Source organism: Kocuria subflava (assembly GCF_012163155.1).
Lineage (GTDB): Bacteria > Actinomycetota > Actinomycetes > Actinomycetales > Micrococcaceae > Kocuria > Kocuria subflava.
In genome coordinates, this window is record NZ_JAAVUN010000091.1 from 1 (window position 1) to 963 (window position 963).

General features: G+C 65.7%; 1 pseudogene. It reads left to right on the forward strand.

Going from position 1 to position 963, the window contains the following annotated elements:
- Nucleotides 1-963 (forward strand): annotated as a pseudogene (locus GTW58_RS13105) (IS3 family transposase); the annotation flags it as partial.

Sequence of the window (963 nt, forward strand, 5' to 3'; positions counted from 1 at the left end):
GCGAGCCCCGCCGCCGGAACCGGTTGCTGGAGCAGGAGACCGAGGTCCGGCGCGGCGCTGCCGCCTACCTGTCGCAGGCGAACCTGCCGGGAAAAGGTTCTACCCGCTCGTGAGCGAGCTCGCCGCTGACAACGTTCCCGTCGCGGTGTCCCTGCGGGTCCTGAAGCTCTCCCGCCAGCCCTACTACCGCTGGCGGAAACAGCAGATCACCAGGGCCGAGCTCGTCGAGGCCTATCGTGCCAACGCCCTGTTGGACGCCCACCGCGACGATCCTGAGTTCGGCTACCGGTTCCTCGTCGGAGAAGCCGCCGAGGCCGGAGAGGAGATGTGCGAGCGGACCGCGTGGAAGATCTGCCGCGACAACCAGTGGTGGTCCGTGTTCGGGAAGAAGCGCGGCAAGAACGGAAAGCGCCCCGGTCCGCCGGTCCATGACGACCTTGTGAAGCGGGACTTCTCCGCCGATGACGCCAACGAACTGTGGCTCACCGACATCACCGAGCACTGGACCGACGAGGGCAAGCTCTACCTCTGCGCCATCAAGGACGTGTTCTCCGGCCGCATCGTCGGCTACTCGATCAGCGACCGGATGAAAGCACGGCTCGCGGTGGACGCCCTGGACAACGCTATTTCACGGCGTCGCGAGGCGGCCGGTTGCATCGTGCATTCGGACCGAGGATCTCAGTTCAGGTCACGGAAATTCGTGCACGCCCTGAACCGTTATCACCTCATCGGATCCATGGGCCAGGTCGGTGCCGCCGGCGACAACGCCGCGATGGAATCGTTCTTCTCGCTACTTCAGAAGAACGTCCTGGACCGCAAGCGCTGGCGAACCCGAGAGGAGCTTCGGATCGCGATCATCACCTGGATCGAACGCACTTACCACCGCCGTCGTCGGCAGGCCCGCCTGGGCCGGTTGGCCCCCATCGGATACGAGGCCATCATGAACCCCGCCGTGGGCCCCGC